The sequence below is a fragment of the Kitasatospora sp. LaBMicrA B282 genome, assembly GCF_050325825.1.
In the GTDB taxonomy this organism is placed as follows: Bacteria; Actinomycetota; Actinomycetes; order Streptomycetales; family Streptomycetaceae; genus Kitasatospora.
This window is the reverse complement of record NZ_JBNQTI010000001.1, coordinates 127,418-147,802: the sequence shown is the minus strand read 5'-3', so window position 1 is coordinate 147,802 and position 20,385 is coordinate 127,418. Positions and strand designations below refer to the sequence as shown.

Sequence of the window (20,385 nt, the reverse complement as noted above, 5' to 3'; positions counted from 1 at the left end):
GTCCGCCGCCCCGACCGCCCCCGCGGCCGCTCCGAGCCACCCGGGCGCCGCCCCCAGCGCGGCCGCCCCGACGACCACCGGTGCGCCCGCGCCGGCGAGTGGCGGCCCGGACCTGAAGCTGGCCGCGTACGACCCGAGGACCGGTCAGGCCGTGCTCGCCGTCGCGCCCGCCGCGGCGGGCGCCGGTACGCCCTCGGCCCCGGCCGCGGCTTCCGCCGCCTCCTCGGCCCCCGCCCCCGCGTCGGGCACCCCCGGTCCGTCGGCCTCCGCCGCCGCCTCGGCTTCGACCCCTGCTTCGACCCCTGCTTCGGCCCCCGCCGCCGCCTCCGCGAGCGCTGCCGCGACGGCCGCCGCCACCAGCGCCGTGCAGCCCGGCCGGCTGATCGACAGCCCGCCGACCGCCGCCGCCCCGCAGGGCGCGCTGCTCGCGATCACCGGCGTGGCGCCGGCCGGCGCGGGCAAGGTCGCGGTGACCACCCGTCCGGCCACCATCTCCGAACTGCTCGGCCAGACCTGGGCCGACATCAAGAGCGCCCTCGACCCGCACAAGATCAAGGTCACGCCGAAGCTCAAGGACCTCAAGGCCTCCTACGTGCCGGCGCCGGACGGTGGTGCCGGATCGGCCTCGGCGGCGCTGGAGCTGGACGCCGACGACACCGTCCCGATCCCCGGCGGCGGCTCGGCCACCCTCGCCGGCTCGGTCGAACTCGACCCGAGTGTGATGTTCTCCTACCACGGCGCCCACGGGATCCTGGCCGCGGACCAGGCCAAGGTCGGCTTCGACCTCGGTGCCCACGCCAACTGGCACCTGACCGCCGCACTGACCGGCAGCACCGGTCAGGTGAAGATCCCGATCGCCACCCTGACCGCCACCCCGACCGTGATGGTCGGTGAGCTGCCGGTCGTGATCACCCTCAACCTCACCGTCTACGCCGAGGTCAGCGCCGACGGCACGGTGACCGTCGACACCACCCAGAGCCTCGACGGCGACTGGGGGGTGCACGCCGACTACACCCGGGGCGCCGGCTGGACCAACAGCACCGAACCGGTCAGCACCAAGGTCTCCCCGGTCAAGGCGAGCTTCACCGGCACCGCCGACGTCCGCAGCGGCCTGGTTGCGGACGGCTCGGTCGCGCTCTACGACTCGGTGGGCGTGAAGGCCACCGTCGAGCCCTACCTGCGCGCGGCGGTCAACGGCTCGGCCACCATCGACAGCAGCTCCGGCAAGCCGGTGGTCCAGGGCAGCGCCGGCCTCTACGGCGGCCTGGACGTCAACGGCGCCGTGCTGGCGCGGATCGCCATCCTCGGCACCCCGCCGCTGGAGAAGGACCTGCCCTTCAAGCTCTACCAGAACGAGTGGCCGATCGTGACGGAGAGCCTGAACACCAAGAAGTAGCCTGCGCCGTCCTGCCCGGGCATGCCCGAAAAGCCCTGGTCGGCCCGGGTGTGCCCGGACCCGCCCAGCTTGAACGGCGGCACTGTGCCCGGGCAGGATCGGTCCTCGTGGAAGACACCTGGGAGATCGTCAACTCGCTGGCCGAACGCCTGGATTCGCACTCCCGGCTGACCGGGGAGCAGCGCTGGCTGGTGCAGATCGTCAAGCTGCAGGAGGAGGCCGGCGAGGTCGCCGAGGCCGCGATCGGCGCGCTCGGCGAGAACCCGCGCAAGGGCTACTCGCACAGCTGGGACGACGTGCGCAAGGAGGCCTGTGACGTGGCGGTGACCGCGCTGGTGCTGCTGGCGCGGATGGGCGGCGACCCGCGCAGCTTCTTCGAGGAGCACCTGCGCGCCACCTTCGACCGCCCCGACCGGCCGGCGAGCTCGTGAGCCGTTCCCCGCGCCGGCGCCGCCCGCAGCCGCACCGCCCGCCGGGCCGGCCCCGGGTCAGGCGGTCGCGCCGCCGTCGATGACCAGGTCGTGGCCGACCACGTAGGACGAGGCGTCCGAGGCGAGCCAGAGTACGGCCTCGGCCACCTCGGTGGGGTCGCCGATCCGGCCGGCGGGAGTGGCCGCGGCGATCCGCGCGTCCCGGTCGGCCCGGCTCTCGCCGGGGCGGTAGGCCATCGGGGTGTCGGTGGCACCGGGGCTGACGGCGTTGATCCGCACCCCGTCGGCGATGTGGTCGCGGGCGGCGGCCCGGGTCAGCACGCTCACCGCGGCCTTCGCGGCGGCGTAGGCGGCCAGCCCCGGGCGACGGCCGTGCGCGCCGATGTTGGAGGCCATGTTGACGATGGTCCCGCCGCCGTGCGCGCGCATGTGGGCAACCTCGTGCTTCATCGCCAGGAAGACGCCGGTGAGGTTGACGTCCAGGACCGAGCGCCAACTCTCCTCGGTGAGCTCGGCGACCGGTCCGGCCGGCCCGAGGATGCCGGCGTTGTTGAAGGCCACGTGCAATCCGCCGTGGCGGTGCACCACCTCGGCGACCGCGGCGGCGACCTGGTCGCCGTCGGTGACGTCGGCGGTCACCCAGTCGACCGTGCCCCGCGTGCCGCCCGAGTCGGCGATCCGGGCCGCCGCCGCGGCGAGCCGCTCCGGGTCACGGCCGGCCAGCACCACGGTGGCGCCCCGCCTGCTGAAGGCCCGCGCGGTGGCGCCGGCGATGGCCCCCGAGCCGCCGGTGACCAGCACCACCTTCCCGACGAAGCCCTCCGCGCCCATGTCCCCGGGAACCCCCTGCTGTACCGTCACTGCACCCTCCCTGTTGCTGAAGAACTGCTTCTCAAGAACGATCCGTCATTCAAGAACGACCGGTTGTGAAAGCGGCCCCGGCTCCGGCTCGGCGCCCGCTCGGCCCAGCACCGCCACCGCGATCCGGGCGGCGTCCCGCAGTCGCACCGCGGCGTCCGGGGTGCGCCCGAGCACCCGCACCCCCTGCAGGAAGACCAGCAGGAACCGGGCCAGCGCCCGGGGCTCGGCGTCGGCGGCCAGCTCGCCCTGTGCCTGGGCGCGCAGCAGGGCGGCGGTCAGCGCGGTCTCCAGGTGCGCCCAGCTCGCCGCCACCAGTCGGGCCACCGCGGGCTCCCGGGCGGCCAGCTCGACCGCGCTGTTGGTGACCAGGCAGCCGCGCTGCCGCTGGTCCTCGGCAGCCTCGGCGGCGAACCGGTGCACCAGCGCGCGCACTGCCGGCAGCACCGGGCCCGGCTGCGACAACTCGCCGAGCAGCACCGGGTCGGTGCGGTCCAGGTAGCGCTGCAGGGCTTTGGCGAAGAACTCCTGCTTGCTGCCGAAGGTCGCGTAGAGGCTGGCCCGGGCGACGCCGAGTCGCTCGACCAGGTCGGCCATCGAGGTGGCCTCGTAGCCGCGTTCCCGGAACAGCTCCACGGCCTGCTCCAGCACCGCGTCCGGGTCGAATTCCTTGGTCCTCGCCATGACCAAGAGGCTACACCCTATCGAGACCGATCGGTCAAGAAAAAGCCCGGGTACTCACGAGTGCTCGGGGCTTCTCAGCCGAAGATCGTGAAGCTGAGGTGCGCGAAGCCGGTGTCGAGCCCGTAGACGAACATCACCATGACGACGACGAAGCTCAGCACGATGGACGTGTAGTTGAGCAGCTCGGAACGCGAGGGCCAGACCACCTTGCGCAGCTCGGCCACGATCTGCCGGTAGAAGAGCCCGATCCGCGCCGGGAGGCTCTTCTTGGCGCGCTTGCCCGGCTTCCGGTCCTTGGGCCGCTCGCGGGTCGTTGGTTCAGCCATGCGTGGACGCCCTTTCCGCCGCCACCGGGGTGCGCCCCGGGAGTCCGCAGCTGCGGTCAGCTTTCATCGTCGGCGGTCGGAACGGATCCCTCCACTTCAACGCCGGCCGCAGCCCGCGGCACCGGGCGGGGCTAGGCCGAACGGGCGACGGGCGACACCGGCCCGCGCGGTCAGCCGGCGGTCGCGTGCCGCTCCAGCCAGCCGGCCAGGACTCGGAAGTCGGCGGCGGTCAGCCCCACGGCGGGGGCCACCCGGTGGAGCAGGGCCGGGCCGGGGTGGTGGGCGGCGACCCAGCTGCGGTCGGCGTCGGTCAGCTCGTCGTCGACCCAGGCGAACGGGCGGCCCGCGGCCCAGGCGACCAGCGGCCGGGTCTTCCAGGACCGCCCGCGCCGCACGTCCGCCTCCTCGACGGCCGAGGGCTCCGGCCAGTACACCACCGGCAGCCGGGGCAGCCCGAGCAGCGGGGCGATGGCCTCGTTCGCCTCGTCCTCCCAGGTGGTGGCCCAGACGAGGGTGCCGGGCAGCGCCGCCAGCCGGGGCCCGAGTGCGGGATCGAGGCGGGCCAGCAGTGGGTTCGTGCCGGGTTCGGGGGAGCCGCACCGGTACTGCTGCGGGGACCCGCCGAACGGGAGCAACGGGCCGTCGACGTCGAGGAAGAGGATCGGGAGGGGCGCGGTGCCGGTCACGTCAGCACCCTAGCGAGCCGGCGGCACCGCGTCGCCGGAGGCGATGGCGCGCTTCATCTCCTCGCCGATCTCCTGGGCGCGCCGGATGGTCGGGTCGGCGAGCACCTGGGCGCTCTGTCCGATCAGACTCCGGACCGTGGGGTCTCGGGCGCGGCGGCGCATCAAACACACAGTACGCAGCTCTTGACGGTGCGTAAGGTCTGCGGAACGGTATCGCAAGAAGGCGCAACCGACTTGGTACGGGAGGGCATCATGACGCTACGGTTCTTCGGGATGGATCCCGAGACCCAGGGCAACGGCTCACCGACGGTGTGGGTGGACGAGGTCAAGCGGGAACTGGTGTGCCAGGGCCTGAAGCCCGGCGAGGAACTGTTGACGGAGATCAGCACGACCGAGTGGGCCCCCGGCCACGCGACCGGCATCCCCGAGAACGAGTACGTGGTCCGTATCCCGCTCCGCATGGCGGCGATCATCAGGAAGGCGCTCGATGACGCAGAACGTTCCGGACTTCTCTGAGCTGCTGGCCGGCGCTCAGCACAGTGCGGTGCATCTGGAGATGCGCGACTGGTACGGCGTGGGCGAGGAGGGCGCGGACTTCGAGCGCTTCCGGCGGACCGGCATCCACCCGGACCTCGACCCCGATTCCGAGGGCTGGGCCGGATGGGTGCCGCTGGTCCGCGAGGCCGTCAGCCGTGGTGTGGTCATGCGCCGTGCCCGGGTCGTCTCGGAGCCGGTGACCGACTACATCCGCTTCGAGCACGCCGGGACCGCGGTGAACATCGCAGCCGGTGAGCAGGTCCGCTGGCTGCCCCGACGGCAGGCCTCGGACATCGCGCTCCCGGGCAACGACTTCTGGGTGTTCGACGGCCGGCTGGTCGAGTTCAACCACTTCACCGGCGCTGGTGACTGGGCGGACGACCGCTACGAGCTGTCCGAGGACCCAACCGTGGTGAAGCTCTGCGTCTCGGCGTTCGAAACGGTTTGGGAACGCGGAATCAACCACGCGATGTACGCCCTCTGACCCCGAATCCACTCACCGGACAGCCAGTTTCATGCCCTCATCGCCCTCGTCCAGTGCCCAGGCCGCCCGAGCCGCCGTTGCCGCGCGACTTCGAGATCTCATGCTGGATGCAGGCCTCAAGGGGCAGGAGCTGTCTGCCCGGTGCGGATGGCACGCGGCGAAGACCTCGCGCATCATCTCCGCGAAGGCCGCCCCCTCCGACTCGGACATCCGTGCCTGGTGCGTGGCCTGTGGCGCTGAAGACCAGGCGGACGACCTGATCGCCACCGCACGCGCGGTGGAGTCGATGTACATCGAATGGCGCCGGCTGCAGCGCCACGGCATGCGCAAGACCCAGGAGAACGTCTACTCGGCGTACGCCCATACCCGCCTGTGTCGCGTCTACGTCTCCAACGTCGTGCCCGGCTTCTTCCAGACCCCGGCCTACGCGACCGCCCTGATGCACTCCATCACCCAGTTCCAGGGCACTCCCAACGATGTGACGGAGGCCGTCGCCGCCCGAGTAGCCCGAAGCCGGTTCCTGTACGAAGGCGATCACCGCTTCCTGGTCCTCATGGAAGAATCCGTGCTGCGGTACCGGATCGGCGACGCCGCCACCATGGTTGGCCAGCTCCAGCACCTGCTCACCGTCATGCCGCTTGCCTCGGTGTCGCTCGGGATCATCCCGTTCACGGCCCAGCGTTCCGTCTGGCCGCTGGAGGCGTTCTACATGTTCGACGACCGGCACGCCGTGGTGGAGACCCTGACGGCAGAGGTCAACGTCACCCAGCCGCGCGAACTGGCCGACTACGCGAAGGCGTTTGCCCAGTTGGCCACGACGGCCGTGCACGGCGAGGCCGCACGCCGGCTGATCGCCGACGCCATCGCCGCGCTCAGGTGAATGTGCGCAATAACTCGCAAATTCTTTGAGTGATCAGACGGTTACTCCTTAACCTCGTAGATGCCGCTCCCAGGGCAGTCCGGGGTCCCCGGTGAGGATCCGCGAGCGGCTGCCCGTGGCGGCCTCACCAGTGCATCCCGACACCGGAGGGCCGCCGCATCCCCACGGCGGAATGGAGCATCCCGTGACCAGTGCTGACACCGCACCCGACCGGCCCCACCCGTGGAGCCGAAGCGCCCCCGGCCACACGCTGGAGCCTCGAAACCGGAGGCATGGACCGAGTCCGTGTACGCGGAACTAGGACTCCGTCAGCAGCCCTGACGCCGGCCCTCACAGCTCCCGGCCCTCCGGCCGGGCACACCGGTACGCGCCCGTGGCACCACCCGCTCGCCCGGCTGCCCGGCCGGACGGCACTCGCACCCAAGCACCCCGAGGAAGGACAGCAATGCCTGCCGCAATCCTTGAACTGCCGGTGTTCGACCGGCCCGAGTCCCGGCTGCCGCTCGCCGGGGCGGGGCCGACCCCGATGCCCATGCTCGACAACACGCAGGGGCCCGCTCCGTTCGCCTTCCAGTTCCTCGTCCTGGTGACGGGTGCCGGCGGCATCCTGCCCGCCGACGTCGAGTACGACCCGGAGTCCCAGACCTGCACGTACGAGGGGATGCCGCCCGGGGTCTACATGACGAGCACCCCGCCCAAGACCTACGGGCCGACCCAGCCCACGGGCCAGATGGACGCTCCGGACGACCCTGGAAGCAGCGACGACTAGATGTCAACTCCCGGTTCCGTCCTCGTCATCACTGGAGCCTTCGACCCGACGGCTGATCTGGTGATCGAGGAGCTGACCCGGCGTGCCGTGCCCGTCTTTCGGGCTGACATGGCCTGGTTCCCGTCGAGGCTGACCCTTGCGGCCAGCCTCGACGGGGCTGCCTGGTCCGGCACGCTGATGACCGACCGGCGCGCACTCGACCTATCGAGTGTGCGCTCGGTCTACTACCGTCGACCGACGGCCCCCGAGTTCCCCCAGAGCATGTCTCCCGAGGCCCGCGCAGTGGCCGCGGCAGAGGCTCGACGGGGGTTCGGGGGCCTGCTGATGGCCCTTCCCTGTCCATGGCTCCCACCGCCCGGCAAGGCGGCCGACGCCGAATACAAGCCGCTCCAGCTGCGCGTCGCAGCCGAATCCGGCCTCGCTGTCCCGCGTACCCTGATCACCAACGACCCGGCCGCGGCACGCGAGTTCGCCGACCGCCTCGGCGCGCCCGTCGTCTACAAGCCGTTCACACCGATCCGGGGCACTCTCGAAGGCCACTCGGTAGCCGTCTACGCCGGTGTTCTGCAACCCGACGACCTGCCGCATCCCGACATCGCAACTACCGCTCATCTGTTCCAGGAATGGGTGTCCAAGGCACACGAGGTACGGCTCACCGTTGTCGGTCGCCAGATGTTCGCCGCCGAGATCCACGCCAACTCGGCTGCCGCCCGAGTGGACTGGCGCAGCGACTACGAGAGCCTCACCTACAAGGCGTGCGACCCGCCGCCGGCCGTCGCTGCTGGCGTCCGACGCATGCTTGACCAACTCGGCTTGCCCTTCGGGGCGTTCGACTTCATCGTGACACCGTCGGGCGAGTGGACGTTCCTCGAAGTCAACCCCAATGGGCAATGGGGCTTTGTCGAGCAGGCCACGGGGCTACCCATCACCGCCGCCATCTGTGACCACCTCGAGGGGATCACCACCACATGACGTCCGATGTCCTATTCGACCCACAACGACTGATCCGGGCGCGCGTCGAGCTCGTGTCCGAGATCGACCGGGGCAGCGCTGTCCTGTCCTCCCGCGTGGCCGAAGCGTTCCTGAACACCCCCCGCCACCCGTTCGTTCCGGTGTTCTACCGCTACACCGGCACCACCTACGTCCCCTGGCGGATCACCGACGACGCTGACAAGTGGTTGCGGCAGGTCTACTCCAACGAGGCTCTGGTCACCGAGGTCGACGGGGTTCTCGCCGAGGACGCGGCCCCCTCGGGCCAGGGCGGCGCTGCGACATCCTCTTCGACCATGCCCCGGCTCATGGCTGACATGCTCGATGCCCTCGACGTGAACCCCGGCAATCGCGTCCTTGAGATCGGCACGGGGACCGGATACAACGCCGGCCTGCTCTGTCACTTGGCCGGGGCCGCGAACGTGACCACCATCGACTACACCGCTCCCCTCGTGTTGGCGGCGCGCGGCCGACTGCGCGAACTCGGCCTCGAGCCGACCGTGCTCCGCGGTGACGGTGCAGCCGGTCACCCCGATGGCGCCCCGTTCGATCGGATCATCGCCACCTGTTCGGTGCGGCGCATTCCGCAGACGTGGCTCGACCAGTGTGCCCCGGGCGGGATCATCGTCGCGCCGCTCAAGGGCACTCTGGACGGTGGCGCGGTCGCCTGCCTCACCAAGCTGGACGACGGAGGCGCGGTCGGCAGGTTCATCTCGACCCCGGCAGCGTTCATGCCGCTCCTCTCCGGCCCCGAGCAGCTGTTCGCCATGCCTGACTCCATCGACGGGCCTCAGCGCACAGCGGAGATCAGCGGACGGACCCTGGACGACTTCGGATTCGCGTTCTGGGCTCATCTGCACATGGCACCGACCGCCGTCCGGCGCGGCCGGCAGGTCAACGGACAGCACTCCACGACGCTTTACGATCCGGCGGACGGCTCGGCCACCGTTGTGGAGGACCGGCCCGACGGCCCGCCCACTGTCACCACCACCGGCCCGCGCGACCTCTGGAAGCCCATCGAAGGTGCACACGAGCAGTGGCGCGCCCACAACCGCCCGCGCCGCGAGTGGCTCCACATCGAGGCCACCCCTGACGAGCAGAGCGTCACATTCCTGGCGCCAGACGGATCGTTCAGCCGCTGGGTTCTCTGACTGTGGAACCCTGACCAACCCGCCGCCACCGCTTGCACCCCCACCAGCGGGTCCACCCCCGTCATGTGGCCGCAGGTCAGGAACAAGGTGCAAGCTTGGTGTGTCCTCCCAGGTGGTGGCCCAGACGAGGGTGCCGGGCAGCGCCGCCAGGCCCATGCTTCGGCCGGCACCGAAAGGTCCGGGGGCGAGGATCGGGGCACACCGCAGCGGTCCCCGACAGTGTGAGGAGCGGCGATGCCGCACGTGCAGACGGTGCTCGGCCCGGTCGACCCGGCCGTGCTCGGGCGGGTGCTCACCCACGAGCACCTGCTGGCGCTGACCCCCGGCCCCTGGCTCTCCGGCGGCCCGGGTGATCCCGGCGCACCCGAGCGGGCCCGGCGGTTCGCGGCGCAACAGGTGGACCTCGCCGTGGCGGCGCTCGGCGCGCTGGCCGACCACGGCTTCGGCACCGTGGTGGACCTCAGCCCCTACGGCGACGCCGGGCGGGACGCGCACGGCGCCAACACGGTGCTGCTGCAGGAGATCTCCCGGCGCACCGGCCTGCACGTCGTCAGCGGCACGGCCGGCTACCGCGCCGAGTTCAGCCCGGCCTGGGTCCGTGCGGCCGGCGTCGCGGAACTGACCCGGCGCTTCGTCGCCGACGCTACGCAGGGCATCGGCGGCACCGGGGTGCGCGCCGGGATCCTGGGCGAGCAGCCGACCGGGGAGGGGCGGATCACCGCGCACGAGGCCCGCGGGCTGCGCGCGGCCGCCCGGGCCCACCACGCGACCGGACTGACCCTCAGTACCCACACCACCCACGGCACGATGGCCCTGGAGCAGCTCGCCCTGCTGGCCGAGGAGGGGGTGGAGCCGCAGCGGGTGGTGATCGGGCACCTGGACCTGCACCCCGACCCGGACCACCTGCGCCGGGTGCTGGACACCGGGGCGACGATCGCCTTCGACTCGATCGGCAAGGAGTTCTGGGACGTCCGCACCCCGCCGCCCACCGGTCCGGTGCCCGAGGGCGAGTACACCAAGCGGGCGGTGCACCGCTCCGACGTGGCCCGGGCCGACCGGCTGGCCCGGCTGGTCGAGTTGGGCCACGCCGAGCAGCTGGTGCTCTCCCAGGACCTGACCGGCGGCCAGCTGCACCTCAACCCCCGCACCCACGGCCGGTGGGGCTACTGCTACCTGCCGGCCGTCTTCACTGGCCTGCTGACCGAGCGCGGGGTGAGCGAGCGGCAGCTGGACACCATGCTGCGCGACAACCCGGCCCGTCTGCTCACGGTCGGGTAGCCGCGCCGCACGGTCGCTCCGGCCGGACCGGAGCGCCCCCGCTACCGGAGCGCCCCCGCTCAGGCCGCGCCGCGGCGGCCCGGGCGGAAGCCGTGGGCGCGTGCGCTGCCGACCACGGCGAGGGCGGCCAGGGCGAGGGCGAGCAGCACCCAGGGGAAGGAGGCGGCGCCGGCCGACTCCAGCAGCAGGCCGCCGACCACACCACCGCCGGCCACGGCCAGGTTGAAGACGGTGACCAGCATCGACTGCGCCACGTCGGCGGCCTCCCCGGCGGCGTCCGCGATCGCGGTCTGCAGCAGGGTCGGCGCGCCGCCGAAGGTCAGGCCCCAGGCGACCACGCCGACGATCACGGCCGGCGCCGAGTGGTGGCCGATCCCGAGCACCAGGGCGGCGGCCGCGAAGCCCGCCAGACCGGTCAGGGTGAGCGTGCGCAGCCTGCGGTCGACCAGCAGCCCGGTGAACCAGATGCCGACGATCGCGGTGGCGCCGAAGACCAGCAGCAGCAGGTCGACCCGGTTGCCCAGGCCGGCCTTGCCCAGGAAGGGGGCGATGTAGGTGTAGAGGATGTTGTGGGCCAGGATCCACAGGAAGATGACCGCGAGGATCGGCCGGATGCCCGGTAGCAGGAAGATCTCCCGGATCGGCTGCCGCTGCTCCGCGTGCTGCCCGGGGAAGTCGGGCACCAGGGCCCGGACCCAGACCAGCAGCACCAGCGCGACGGCGGACATCACCCAGAACACGCCCTGCCACTCGAAGAGCGAGCCGAGCCAGGTGCCCAGCGGCACGCCGAAGGTCAGCGCGATCGGCTGGCCGACGCCGACCACGGCCAGCGCCCGGCCCTGCAGGTGCTCGGGGACCAGCCGACGGGCGTACCCGGCCAGCAGCCCCCAGATGACGCCGGAGGCCATGCCGGCGACGAACCGGGCGGCCAGGGTGAGGCCGTAGTTCGTGGAGAGCGCGGTGACGGTGTTGAAGATCAGCAGGCCGCCGACGGCGGACATCAGCACCGGCCGGCGGCGCAGGTGCCGGGTCACGGCGATCACCGGGATCGCGGCGATCACCGAGCCGATCGCGTACAGCGTGACGAGCTGACCCGTGAGTCCCTCGGAGACGCCGAGGCCGTGCCCGATCTGCGGGAGCAGGCCCGCGGGCATCGTCTCGGTCATGATCGCCAGGAAGCCGGCGGCCGTGAAGGCCAGCAGCTTCAGGGTCGGCAGCCGCCCGTCGGCGGGTGCCGCGGCGGGGCGCAGGACGGTCGCTTCACTGGTTCCAGTGGTGGTCACGAGACTTTCTCCAGTTCGTCGCGGCCCGCCCGGGCGGACGGGCCGCGGCTTCGAGGTGCTTCGAGGTGGTTCGAGTTCGAGTGGTGCGAGTTCGAGTGGTTCGAGCGCCCAGGGGGCGTGGGGTGGGCGATCCGGCGCCGGTCAGTGCTCGGCGAGCAGCGAGCCGTGTCCGTGGATGCGGTCCCGGATGCCGGCCTGGCGCAGCGCGTGCCAGTAGAGGACCACGTTGTTGGAGAGCACCGGCTTGCCCAGCCAGGCCTCGGCCGCGGCGGCCAGCTGCATCATCGGCACGTTGGTGCCGACCTGGACGATCGCCTCGACCTCGGGGCCGTCGACCGCGAGCACGGCCTCGCGCAGCTGTGCGTCGGTGACGTGCGAGATCTGCGCCGGGCTCGGCATGCCCAGGCCCTGGATACCGACCACCTGGTAGCCGCTGTCCTTGAAGAACCGGCTCACCGAGTCGTCGCCGACCGGCAGGTAGGGCGTGATCACGCCGATCCGGCGGGCGCCGTACGCACCCAGCGCGGCGTTGATCGCGTCCGGGCTCATGATGACCGGCAGGCCGCCGGCCGCCTCGCGCATCGAGGCGAGCACCCGGGCATGCGAGTCGGGGCCCTCCCAGTAGCTCTCCGGGGAGACGCCGACGATCACGCAGTCGGGGTTGCAGCTGACCACGCTGCGGATCGCGGGGTGGGTCGAGCTGCGGATGCTGTGCATCACGTGGTCGAAGCCCGGCTCGTCCACCATGGCGTCGTCGCCGATCACCATCCGACCGGTGTGGTTGGTGACCTGGTGCGGGCGCAGCGCCTCCAACTCCGGCTGCGCCGAGGTGTTGGTGGAGGGGACGACGACGCCGACCTTGAGCCGGGGACCGAGGTTGTCGGGCATGACGGGGGCTTCCTCTCGGGTGGTGCGGTACTCGGGGGACTTGATCAGCCGGTGCGCGTGCCCGGCGATCTCCGCCTGGACCACCAGGTCGGGCCAGTCCTGCGGCTCGACCGGGTGCAGGGCGATGGACACCGCGCCGGGGTAGGTGGCGAAGTGGTCGACGATCAGCGCGGTGAGGTCGGCGGCGAGCCGGCGCTGCTGCGGTTCGGTGAAGTCCTTGGGGAAGTGCTTGATCTCGAGGTGCGGCACGGGGTGCTCCGTTCGCGCGGTGGCGGTGGCGGTGGCGGTGGCGGTGGCGGTGGCGGCAGGGGCAGGGGCAGGGGCAAGGGTCAGGCGCTGCGCAGCGCCGGCGCGCAGCGGATCGCCCGGACCAGCTCGCCCACGCCGTGCTGCTTCAGCACGCCGTAGTGGTCGCCGGCCAGCTCGACCACCCGTGGGGGAGCGGCCGCGAAACCGGTGGCGCCCTCGATGAAGGAGTAGTCGTCGCCGGCGGCCTTCAGCACGGTCACCGGGGCCTGGATCCGGCGCTCGCTCAACTCGCGGAAGTTGTAGTCGAACTCGTAGGTCAGCCGGACGATCCTGGTGATCCGCCGGATCAACTGCTCGTCCAGGGCGGGTATGCGCTCGTGGACGAAGCGGACGAAACCGTCCTCGTCCCGGGCGGTGGCCAGGCACTGCTCGACCTCGGGACCGCTGATCGCGCCGCCGAAGACCGAGTAGAGGATGGTCAGGTAGGCGGGGTTGGCGTAGTCGGAGGTGCGTCCGTGCCGGTCGGCCGCGGCGGCACCGACCTTGGGGTTGCCGGGGCAGATCAGCAGCAGCTGGTCGACCGTCTCGCCGAGCTGCTCCAGCTGCCAGGCCGTCTCGAAGGCGACCCGGGCGCCGAAGGAGTAGCCCCAGAGGCGGTAGGGGCCCGCCGGCTGGAGGCGCCGGATCTCCGCCAGGTCGGCGGCGGCCATCTGCTGCACGGTCGGGTAGGGCTGTTCGCCGGCGTTGATGCCCTGCGCCTGCACCCCGTAGAACGGCCGGCCGAGCGCGGCCCGCTGCCCGAGCAGGCGCAGGTTCATCGGGTAGCCGCCGAGCCCGGGCCAGCAGAACACCGGTGCGACGTCGGAGGGTTGACCAGCGTCTTCGGGCGCAGCCCCGTCGTGCAGCCGGACCAGGCGGGAGGCCGGCGTCCCGGAGTCGTGCTCGATCCGGGCCGCGAGGTCGGCCAGCCGCGGGGCTTCGAAGACCACCTGGAGCGGCAGCCGGGTGCCGAACTCCCGGTTGATCCGGTTCACCAGGGCGACCGCGATCAGCGAGTTCCCGCCGGCGGCGAAGAACTCGTCGGCGGCCGAGACCTCGTCGTACTTCAGTGCCTGCCCCCAGGCCTGGGCCAGCCAGGTCTGGTGTCGCCCGGCGGGGGCGACGTAGGGAGCACCGGTGCCGGCGGCGCGCACCTCCTCGGCGGCGGCCAGGCGCTTGACGTCCACCTTGCCGTTGGCGGTCAGCGGCAGTTCGTCCAGCACCAGCACCCGGTTGGGGATCATGTAGTCCGGCAGCACCGCCGCCAGGTCGTCCTTGATGATCTCGGCCGGGCCCTTCACGTGCACGGCGTCCTCGTTCATGCCCTCGCTGGCGATCTGCTCCTCGCTCACCTTGCCGCCGAGGAAGAAGTACGAGGGGCCGGTGGCCCGGCCGTGCGCGGCCAGCACCTCGTCGATCCGCCGGGCGGCGGGCAGCGGGTGGCCGCTCTTGGAGCTGTAGCCGGAGGACATCAGGCCCAGCTGCAGCCCGTTGCGCTGCAACCGGTGCAGCTTGGCGCCGAGCGCGATGTAGGCGAGCCAGTCCGGGCCGCCGGTGCAGACCGCGGTGATGCCGAAGGAGGCGCGGTCGTACACCGACTGGTTGATCGCGATGACGTGCTTGCGCTCCACCACGGCGTCCGACAGCGGTGTCAACGCGCCGTCGCGGTAGTGGTAGTGGCCGGCCGGCAGGTCCGCGATCCGGCCGGGGTGGGCCTGCAGGTAGAGCTCGGTCGGATCGGGCAGGGTGCGGCCGTCGTTGCGGTGGATCTCGAAGGTGCCCAGGTAGTGGTCCTCGGCGGCGACGTCCAGCCGCTCCCGGACCTCCGGCAGCAGGCCCACCGGGCTGATCGCCAGCCCGTACCCGGGCAGCTTCTCCGCGAAGACGCCCAGCATGTGGCCGGTCTCGAACTCCAGCACCTCGACGATGTTGTTCCGGTAGACCGGTTCGATGGCCTGCCGGCGGCCCAGGAAGTGCACCCGCAGCCCGCCGCCCGCGCCACCGGTGTCCGTGGCGTCGGCGATCCGCACCAGGGTGTGCGCCACCGGGTGGTAGTAGTGCACCCCGGCCGGCAGCCCGGGCAGGCCGTCGCTCTCCAGGTAGAGCTGGGTGGCGTAGAGCGCGCCCGGGGAGGCGTAGGAGTACTTCGGCAGCAGCCGCTCCGCGCTGCGGAACTGGCCGAACCAGCGCAGCAGTTCGCCGAGCCCGTCGAGGCCCAGGTCACGCGGCTCGCGGGCCGGGCCGTCGGCCGGCTGCGGGGCCAGTAGCCGGGTCAGCTCGGCGCGGGTGACCGGGCCGCCGTCGAAGAAGCGGTAGGTCTTGCGGCCGAAGGCCTCGGCGCGCTGGGCGGCGGTGCCGTCCCGGCCGGGCAGGGCGAGGACCGCCCGCCCGGCCAGCGCGGCCGCCGGTCGCAGCCCCGGGTCCGAGAGCTGCGCCTTGACCTGGAGCTTGCTCGCCTTCGACTGGTGGTGGCCGCCGTGGTTGCCCTGGTCCATCAGGGCCGCCTCGCGCGGGTTGAGCTCCACGCAGGCGACCAGCTGCTGGAAGCCGGTGCGCTGGTCGTCGGTGACCACGGCCGCCGCCCGGCGCACCCAGGTGTGCTCCTCGACGGCGATCGCGATCTCGTCCAGCTCGACCCGGTAGCCGCGCAGCTTGACCTGGTTGTCCGCCCGGCCGGCGCAGGTGATGGTGCCGTCGGGGTTCCAGGAGGCCAGGTCGCCGGTGCGGTAGAGCCGCTCGGTCGGTACGAACGGGTTGGGGACGAAGCGCTCCTCGGTGAGGTCCGGGCGGTTCAGGTAGCCGCGGGCCAGCTGGACGCCGCCGATGTAGAGCTCCCCGGTGGTGCCGATGTCGACCGGGGCGCGGTCCTCGTCGAGGATGAAGCACTGGGTGTTGTCGACCGGCACGCCGATCGGCACCGAGCCCGCGCCGTCGCCGAGCGCCGCCGGGTCGACCAGGCAGGCGGTGGCGTTGATGGTGGTCTCGGTCGGGCCGTAGAGGTTGACCAGCGAGGCGTCGGGCAGCTCGGTGAGCAGCGCCCGGGCCAGTCGCTGGGAGAGCGCCTCGCCGCCGGAGAAGATCCGGCGCAGTGAGCCGCAGCTGCCCAGGCGCTCGGTGTCGAGCAGGGCCTGCAGCAGGGTGGGCACGCCCTGCAGGGCGGTCACCCGGTGCTGGTTGACGGTGGCGATCAGCGCCTCGGGGTCGCGGTAGCTGCCCGGCGCGCCGACCACCACCTTGGCGCCGGTCGCCACGGCGAGCAGCTCCCACTGGGCGGCGTCGAAGCTCATCGGCGTCTTCTGCAGGATGGTGACCTCGGTGCCCAGGTGGCCGCAGGTCTGCAGCCAGCGCAGCTGGGAAACGATGCTGCGGTGCTCGATCATCACCCCCTTCGGTTTTCCGGTGCTGCCGGAGGTGTAGATGACATAGGCGAGGGAATCCGGCCGGGGGCCCGGAATCGGCGCGGCGGACCCGGGCACCGGCCGGCCGCCGGGCCCGGCCGTGGTGGTGGCGGCGGATTCCCGGGCTTCGTCCAGCGTGACGATGCGGGTGCCGCGCGGGGCGATCGCGGCCAGCCGCTCGCGCAGCGGCTCCTGGGTGACGATGACCCCGGTGCCGCTGTTCTCGATCATGTAGCGCAGCCGGTCCTCCGGGTACTCCGGGGAGAGCGGCAGGTAGGCGGCGCCGGCGAACAGGATGCCCCAGGCACCGACCACCAGGTCCGGTGCCGGCTCGGCGAACAGGCCCACGCAGTGGTCGGCGGCCACGCCCAACCGGGTGAGGTGGGCGGCCAGTTGACGGGACGAACGGACGAGCTCGCGGTAACTGAGCTGCTGCCCGGCGCCGACCACGGCAACGGCGTCGGGGCGGGTGGACAGCTGCTGCTCCAGCAGGCTGGGCAGGCAGGCGTGCAGCTGCGGACGGAGATCGCGAGCGGGCAGGGTGGAGTGGACGGTGGCCAAAGGTACCCCCAACGAGAACGGTTCCTGCGCCTGGGCGGCAGGACGACCTCCCCTGCGGTCGCCGTCGGGCATTGCGGCCTGCGGCGTGCCGGGAGTAGGTTCAGCGAGTCAAGATCAGGCAAATACGAGATCAACTCGGGGTCAAAGCCGGGGCGGCTGTCGAATCACTGCTCCGTTCGACTGCTCGCCACCGGCCGACATCCCGAGACAATCACAACTTCGGGGGCCAATCAACGTTTTTTGACGATCATTCCAGAACTGGTAACCTGGCGACATGTCACCTCGCCCCAGAGGCTTCGACCTCAACCATGCGCTGGACGCCGCGATGGCCACGTTCTGGGACAACGGGTACGCCGCCACCTCCGCCCAGGACCTGGTGGACAGCACCGGACTGGGCCGCGGCAGCCTGTACAACACGTTCACCAGCAAGCACGACCTGTTCGAAGCGGCGCTGCGGCGCTACGACAGCGAGTGGACCACCCGCCTGGTCTCGCTCCTGGAGGAGGGGGACGGCCCGGCGCGCAGCCGGATCCGCACCGTCCTGCTGAGCGTGGTCGAGGAGGAGAACGCCGAGCAGCCCGCGCACCGCGGCTGCCTGGTGGTCAACTCCGCGATGGAGCTGGCCGGGCGGGACCCGCAGGTGACCGAGCTGGTCCGGGGCACCTTCGCCCGGATGGCGACGGCGCTGACGGTCTGCGTCGAGCAGGGCATCCGCGACGGCTCGATCGAGGCCGGGCACGAGCCGCGGGTGCTGGCGCTCTTCCTGCTCAACTCGATGTACGGGTTGCGGGTGCTGGGCAAGGCCTCCGACCGGGAGAGCATGCTCCGGATCGTCGACCAGGTCCTGCCGCCGCTGTCGTAGCCGGCGCGGCGTCGGGCCGGGCTGCCGTCGTTGCGGCGGGCGGCCCGGCGACGGCTGCCCTCATTTTGGAACGAACGTTAAATTTTCGTGAACGTCCGACGCCCTCCGCCGGGGCGAGCCGAACAGAGAGGGACCCGCGATGCCCGTCGCCGTCTACGTCCTGGGACTCACCGTGTTCTGCATCGGAACCACCGAGTTCATGATCTCCGGCCTGCTGCCCGACCTGGCCCGCGACCTGTCGGTCTCGGTGCCCAGCGCGGGCCTGCTGATCTCCGGTTACGCGCTCGGCGTGGTGGTCGGCGGCCCGGTGCTCACCGTGGCCACCCTGCGGATCAACCGCAGGACCTCGCTGGTCGGCCTGCTGGTGCTGTTCGTGGTCGGGCAGACGCTGGGCGCGGTGGCCACGGGCTACGGCCTGCTGATGGTCGGCCGGGTGGTCGCCGCCCTCGCCCAGGGTGCCTTCTTCGGGATCGGCTCGGTGGTCGCCGTCGACCTGGCCGGCCCGGAGCGGCGCGGGCGCGCGCTGGCGGTGATGTTCGCCGGCCTGACCGTCGCCAACGTCTTCGGCGTCCCGGCCGGCACCTTCCTCAGCCAGCACGCCGGCTGGCGGGCCAGCTTCTGGGCGGTGGACGCGCTCGCGGTGCTCGCCCTGGTCGGCGTGCTGACCCTGGTGCCCCGGCACCCGGGCGGCGACCACCCGGGCGTGCGCGCCGAGCTGACCGCCTTCCGCAACCCGCGGGTCTGGGTGGCCCTGGCCACCTCGATGCTCACCCAGGCGGCGATCTTCTGCTGCTTCAGCTACCTGGCCGAACTCGCCACCGACGTCGCCGGGTTCGGCGCGGCGGCGGTTCCGCCGCTGCTCACCCTGTTCGGCGTCGGCTGCTTCGGCGGCAGCCTGCTCGGCGGCCGGTTCGCCGACCGGCACCCGCTGCCCAACCTCTACCTCGGCATCACCGCGATGGCCCTGGTGCTCGCGCTGCTGGCGCTGGCCGCCGGCAGCCGCACCGCCACCGTGGTGCTGGTCGCCCTCTTCGGCCTGGCCGCCTTCTCGATCAACCCGGCGCTCCAGGCCCAGGTGCTGCGCGAGGCCGGCACCGCACCCACCCTGGCGGCGACCGGCAACACCTCGGCCTTCAACCTCGGCAACACGATCGGCCCCTGGGTCGGCGGCAGCCTGATCGGCGCCGGCCTCGGCTACACCGCCCCGGTCTGGGCCGGCGCCGCGCTGGCCGTGGCGGGGCTGGGCGCGGCGGCCGCGTCCGGGCTGCTCCAGCGCCGGGCCGCCGCGGGCCCGGTGCGCCTGCCGATCGAGCCGGCCGACCGTCAGCTCCCCGTCGCCTGACCGCAGTCCGGTCGACGACCACCGACCATCCCCGAACCACCACCTCGTACCACCTGCTCGTACCACCACCTCGAACGCACCACCTTGAACGCATCACCTCGAACCCACCACGTCACGGAGGCAACCATGACCACCACCCACCCGATCGTCGCGGTCCTCGGCACCGGCATCATCGGCGCCCCGGTCGCCCGCAACCTGAGCCGGCACGGCGTCACCGTCCGGGCCTGGAACCGCACCGCGAGCAAGGCCGCCGCCCTCGCCGTCGACGGCGTGCAGCCCGCCGCCACCCCCGCCGAGGCGGTCGACGGCGCCGGCGTGGTGCTCACCGTGCTCACCGACGGGCCGCGGGTGCTCGCGACCATGGAGGCGGCCGCGCCCAAGCTCGCCCCCGGGACCGTCTGGGTGCAGCTGAGCACCGTCGGCGAGGCGGTCGACGAGCTGGCCCGCTTCGCCGCCGAGCACGACCTGGTCTTCGTCGACGCCCCCGTCCAGGGCACCCGCCAGCCCGCCGAGGCAGGCAAGTTGGTGGTGATGGCCGCCGGCCCGCAGCCGGCCCGCGCCACCGTCCAGCCGCTCTTCGACGCGATCGCCGCCCGCACCGTCTGGGTCGCCGAGGACGGCGCCGGCGGCGCGGCCAGCCGGCTCAAGCTGGTGCTCAACACCTGGGTGATCGCGCTCACCCACGGCACCGGGGAGGCGCTGGCGCTCGCCGACCGACTGGGCGTCGACCCGCAGCACTTCCTCGACGTCGTCTCCGGCGGCCCGATGGACAGCGGCTTCTTCCAGGCCAAGTCGGCCGCCATCCTGGCCGGTGACTTCAGCACCAGCTTCTCGGTGGACAACTCGGCCAAGGACGCCCGGTTGGTGCTGGCGGCGGCCGAGCGGGTCGGCGTCACCCTGGACGCCACCGAGGCCGGCCACCGTCGCTTCCAGCGGGCGGCCGTGCAGGGGCACGGCGCCGAGGACATGGCCGCGGGGTACTTCGCCAGCTTCACGGACTGACGGAGGACAGCCCGCTCCCGGTGTGGCCGGGTCGTCGCCGCGGCCCGGCCACACCCGCGGGCGTCCGGTCGGCCCGGCGATCGGCGGCGTGTCCGGGGGCTGCTGGGCAACGGCGACGGCGACGGCGAGGTGCGTGGTGTCCCGGTGCACCTGATCCGCTGACGGCCGGCCGACCCTGGTGCCGGCTGCCCGATCGTCACTACTTTCGGACCGTCAGCTGGAATTGACGTAGGATCAGGACACGGCATCGCGTGTCGGTCACCGGCCGGGTGAGGCATGGAGGTGCCCGTG

Annotated in this window: 20 protein-coding genes; 12 read left to right on the top strand and 8 right to left on the bottom strand. The window is 72.3% G+C overall.

Features of this window, described 5'->3' with window-relative positions; all coding sequences use genetic code 11:
• A partial coding sequence (locus tag ACQRUO_RS00675) for a hypothetical protein (protein ID WP_428313640.1) occupies nucleotides 1-1,396 on the top strand: 1,396 nt, incomplete at its 5' end.
• 107 nt (nucleotides 1,397-1,503) lie between these two features.
• Complete coding sequence (locus ACQRUO_RS00670; protein WP_428313639.1) at nucleotides 1,504-1,827, top strand: MazG-like family protein; 324 nt, start codon at nucleotides 1,504-1,506, stop codon at nucleotides 1,825-1,827.
• A 57-nt stretch (nucleotides 1,828-1,884) separates the two neighbouring features.
• Here the strand turns inward: ACQRUO_RS00670 and ACQRUO_RS00665 are convergent, their stop codons facing one another.
• From ACQRUO_RS00665 to ACQRUO_RS00645, 5 genes are all read right to left on the bottom strand, one after another.
• Entirely contained in the window at nucleotides 1,885-2,658 is a 774-nt protein-coding gene (locus ACQRUO_RS00665) for an SDR family NAD(P)-dependent oxidoreductase (RefSeq protein WP_428313645.1), read from the bottom strand.
• A 75-nt stretch (nucleotides 2,659-2,733) separates the two neighbouring features.
• Nucleotides 2,734-3,369, bottom strand: coding sequence for a TetR/AcrR family transcriptional regulator (locus ACQRUO_RS00660; protein ID WP_428313638.1), 636 nt, complete (start codon nucleotides 3,367-3,369; stop codon nucleotides 2,734-2,736).
• Between the two features lie 74 nt (nucleotides 3,370-3,443).
• On the bottom strand, nucleotides 3,444-3,695 hold the full coding sequence (gene secE, locus ACQRUO_RS00655) for a preprotein translocase subunit SecE (RefSeq protein WP_428313637.1): 252 nt from the start codon (nucleotides 3,693-3,695) through the stop codon (nucleotides 3,444-3,446).
• Nucleotides 3,696-3,865: 170 nt separating this feature from the next.
• The gene (locus tag ACQRUO_RS00650) at nucleotides 3,866-4,381 is read right to left on the bottom strand and encodes an HAD domain-containing protein (protein WP_428313636.1); all 516 of its coding nucleotides are present in this window, start codon (nucleotides 4,379-4,381) and stop codon (nucleotides 3,866-3,868) included.
• 9 nt (nucleotides 4,382-4,390) lie between these two features.
• On the bottom strand, nucleotides 4,391-4,543 hold the full coding sequence (locus ACQRUO_RS00645; protein ID WP_428313635.1) for a hypothetical protein: 153 nt from the start codon (nucleotides 4,541-4,543) through the stop codon (nucleotides 4,391-4,393).
• A gap of 90 nt (nucleotides 4,544-4,633) precedes the next feature.
• Here ACQRUO_RS00645 and ACQRUO_RS00640 point away from each other — a divergent pair, with 90 nt between their 5' ends.
• The 7 genes from ACQRUO_RS00640 (at nucleotide 4,634) to ACQRUO_RS00610 (ending at nucleotide 10,470) form a co-directional block, all read left to right on the top strand.
• Nucleotides 4,634-4,897: a hypothetical protein gene (locus ACQRUO_RS00640; protein WP_428313634.1), complete on the top strand. Its 264-nt coding sequence runs from the start codon at nucleotides 4,634-4,636 to the stop codon at nucleotides 4,895-4,897.
• Nucleotides 4,869-5,402 (top strand): DUF6879 family protein, encoded by a 534-nt coding sequence (locus ACQRUO_RS00635; protein ID WP_428313633.1) that lies wholly within the window; start codon nucleotides 4,869-4,871, stop codon nucleotides 5,400-5,402. Before ACQRUO_RS00640 ends, ACQRUO_RS00635 begins: the two co-directional genes overlap by 29 nt.
• Before the next feature lie 31 nt (nucleotides 5,403-5,433).
• Complete coding sequence (locus ACQRUO_RS00630) at nucleotides 5,434-6,282, top strand: helix-turn-helix domain-containing protein (RefSeq protein ID WP_428313632.1); 849 nt, start codon at nucleotides 5,434-5,436, stop codon at nucleotides 6,280-6,282.
• 445 nt (nucleotides 6,283-6,727) lie between these two features.
• Complete coding sequence (locus ACQRUO_RS00625; protein ID WP_428313631.1) at nucleotides 6,728-7,051, top strand: hypothetical protein; 324 nt, start codon at nucleotides 6,728-6,730, stop codon at nucleotides 7,049-7,051.
• Complete coding sequence (tgmB, locus tag ACQRUO_RS00620) at nucleotides 7,052-8,023, top strand: ATP-grasp ribosomal peptide maturase (protein ID WP_428313630.1); 972 nt, start codon at nucleotides 7,052-7,054, stop codon at nucleotides 8,021-8,023.
• A complete protein-coding gene (locus ACQRUO_RS00615; protein ID WP_428313629.1) occupies nucleotides 8,020-9,192 on the top strand; it encodes a methyltransferase domain-containing protein in 1,173 nt (390 codons plus the stop codon). The genes tgmB and ACQRUO_RS00615 overlap by 4 nt, the downstream gene beginning before the upstream one ends.
• A gap of 234 nt (nucleotides 9,193-9,426) precedes the next feature.
• Nucleotides 9,427-10,470, top strand: a complete 1,044-nt coding sequence (locus tag ACQRUO_RS00610) for a phosphotriesterase family protein (protein ID WP_428313628.1) — start codon at nucleotides 9,427-9,429, stop codon at nucleotides 10,468-10,470.
• Nucleotides 10,471-10,529: 59 nt separating this feature from the next.
• On the opposite strand, the gene ACQRUO_RS00605 is transcribed toward ACQRUO_RS00610, so the two are convergent.
• The 3 genes from ACQRUO_RS00605 to ACQRUO_RS00595 form a co-directional block, all read right to left on the bottom strand.
• Entirely contained in the window at nucleotides 10,530-11,753 is a 1,224-nt protein-coding gene (locus tag ACQRUO_RS00605; protein ID WP_428313627.1) for an MFS transporter, read from the bottom strand.
• 141 nt (nucleotides 11,754-11,894) lie between these two features.
• Nucleotides 11,895-12,890 (bottom strand): arylmalonate decarboxylase, encoded by a 996-nt coding sequence (locus tag ACQRUO_RS00600; RefSeq protein ID WP_428313626.1) that lies wholly within the window; start codon nucleotides 12,888-12,890, stop codon nucleotides 11,895-11,897.
• 80 nt (nucleotides 12,891-12,970) lie between these two features.
• On the bottom strand, nucleotides 12,971-16,960 hold the full coding sequence (locus ACQRUO_RS00595; protein ID WP_428313625.1) for an amino acid adenylation domain-containing protein: 3,990 nt from the start codon (nucleotides 16,958-16,960) through the stop codon (nucleotides 12,971-12,973).
• A 202-nt stretch (nucleotides 16,961-17,162) separates the two neighbouring features.
• Here ACQRUO_RS00595 and ACQRUO_RS00590 point away from each other — a divergent pair, with 202 nt between their 5' ends.
• From ACQRUO_RS00590 to ACQRUO_RS00580, 3 genes are all read left to right on the top strand, one after another.
• Complete coding sequence (locus ACQRUO_RS00590; RefSeq protein ID WP_428313624.1) at nucleotides 17,163-17,750, top strand: TetR/AcrR family transcriptional regulator; 588 nt, start codon at nucleotides 17,163-17,165, stop codon at nucleotides 17,748-17,750.
• A 139-nt stretch (nucleotides 17,751-17,889) separates the two neighbouring features.
• Complete coding sequence (locus ACQRUO_RS00585) at nucleotides 17,890-19,092, top strand: Cmx/CmrA family chloramphenicol efflux MFS transporter (RefSeq protein WP_428313623.1); 1,203 nt, start codon at nucleotides 17,890-17,892, stop codon at nucleotides 19,090-19,092.
• A gap of 126 nt (nucleotides 19,093-19,218) precedes the next feature.
• A complete protein-coding gene (locus ACQRUO_RS00580; RefSeq protein WP_428313622.1) occupies nucleotides 19,219-20,094 on the top strand; it encodes an NAD(P)-dependent oxidoreductase in 876 nt (291 codons plus the stop codon).
• Nucleotides 20,095-20,385 lie beyond the last annotated feature (291 nt).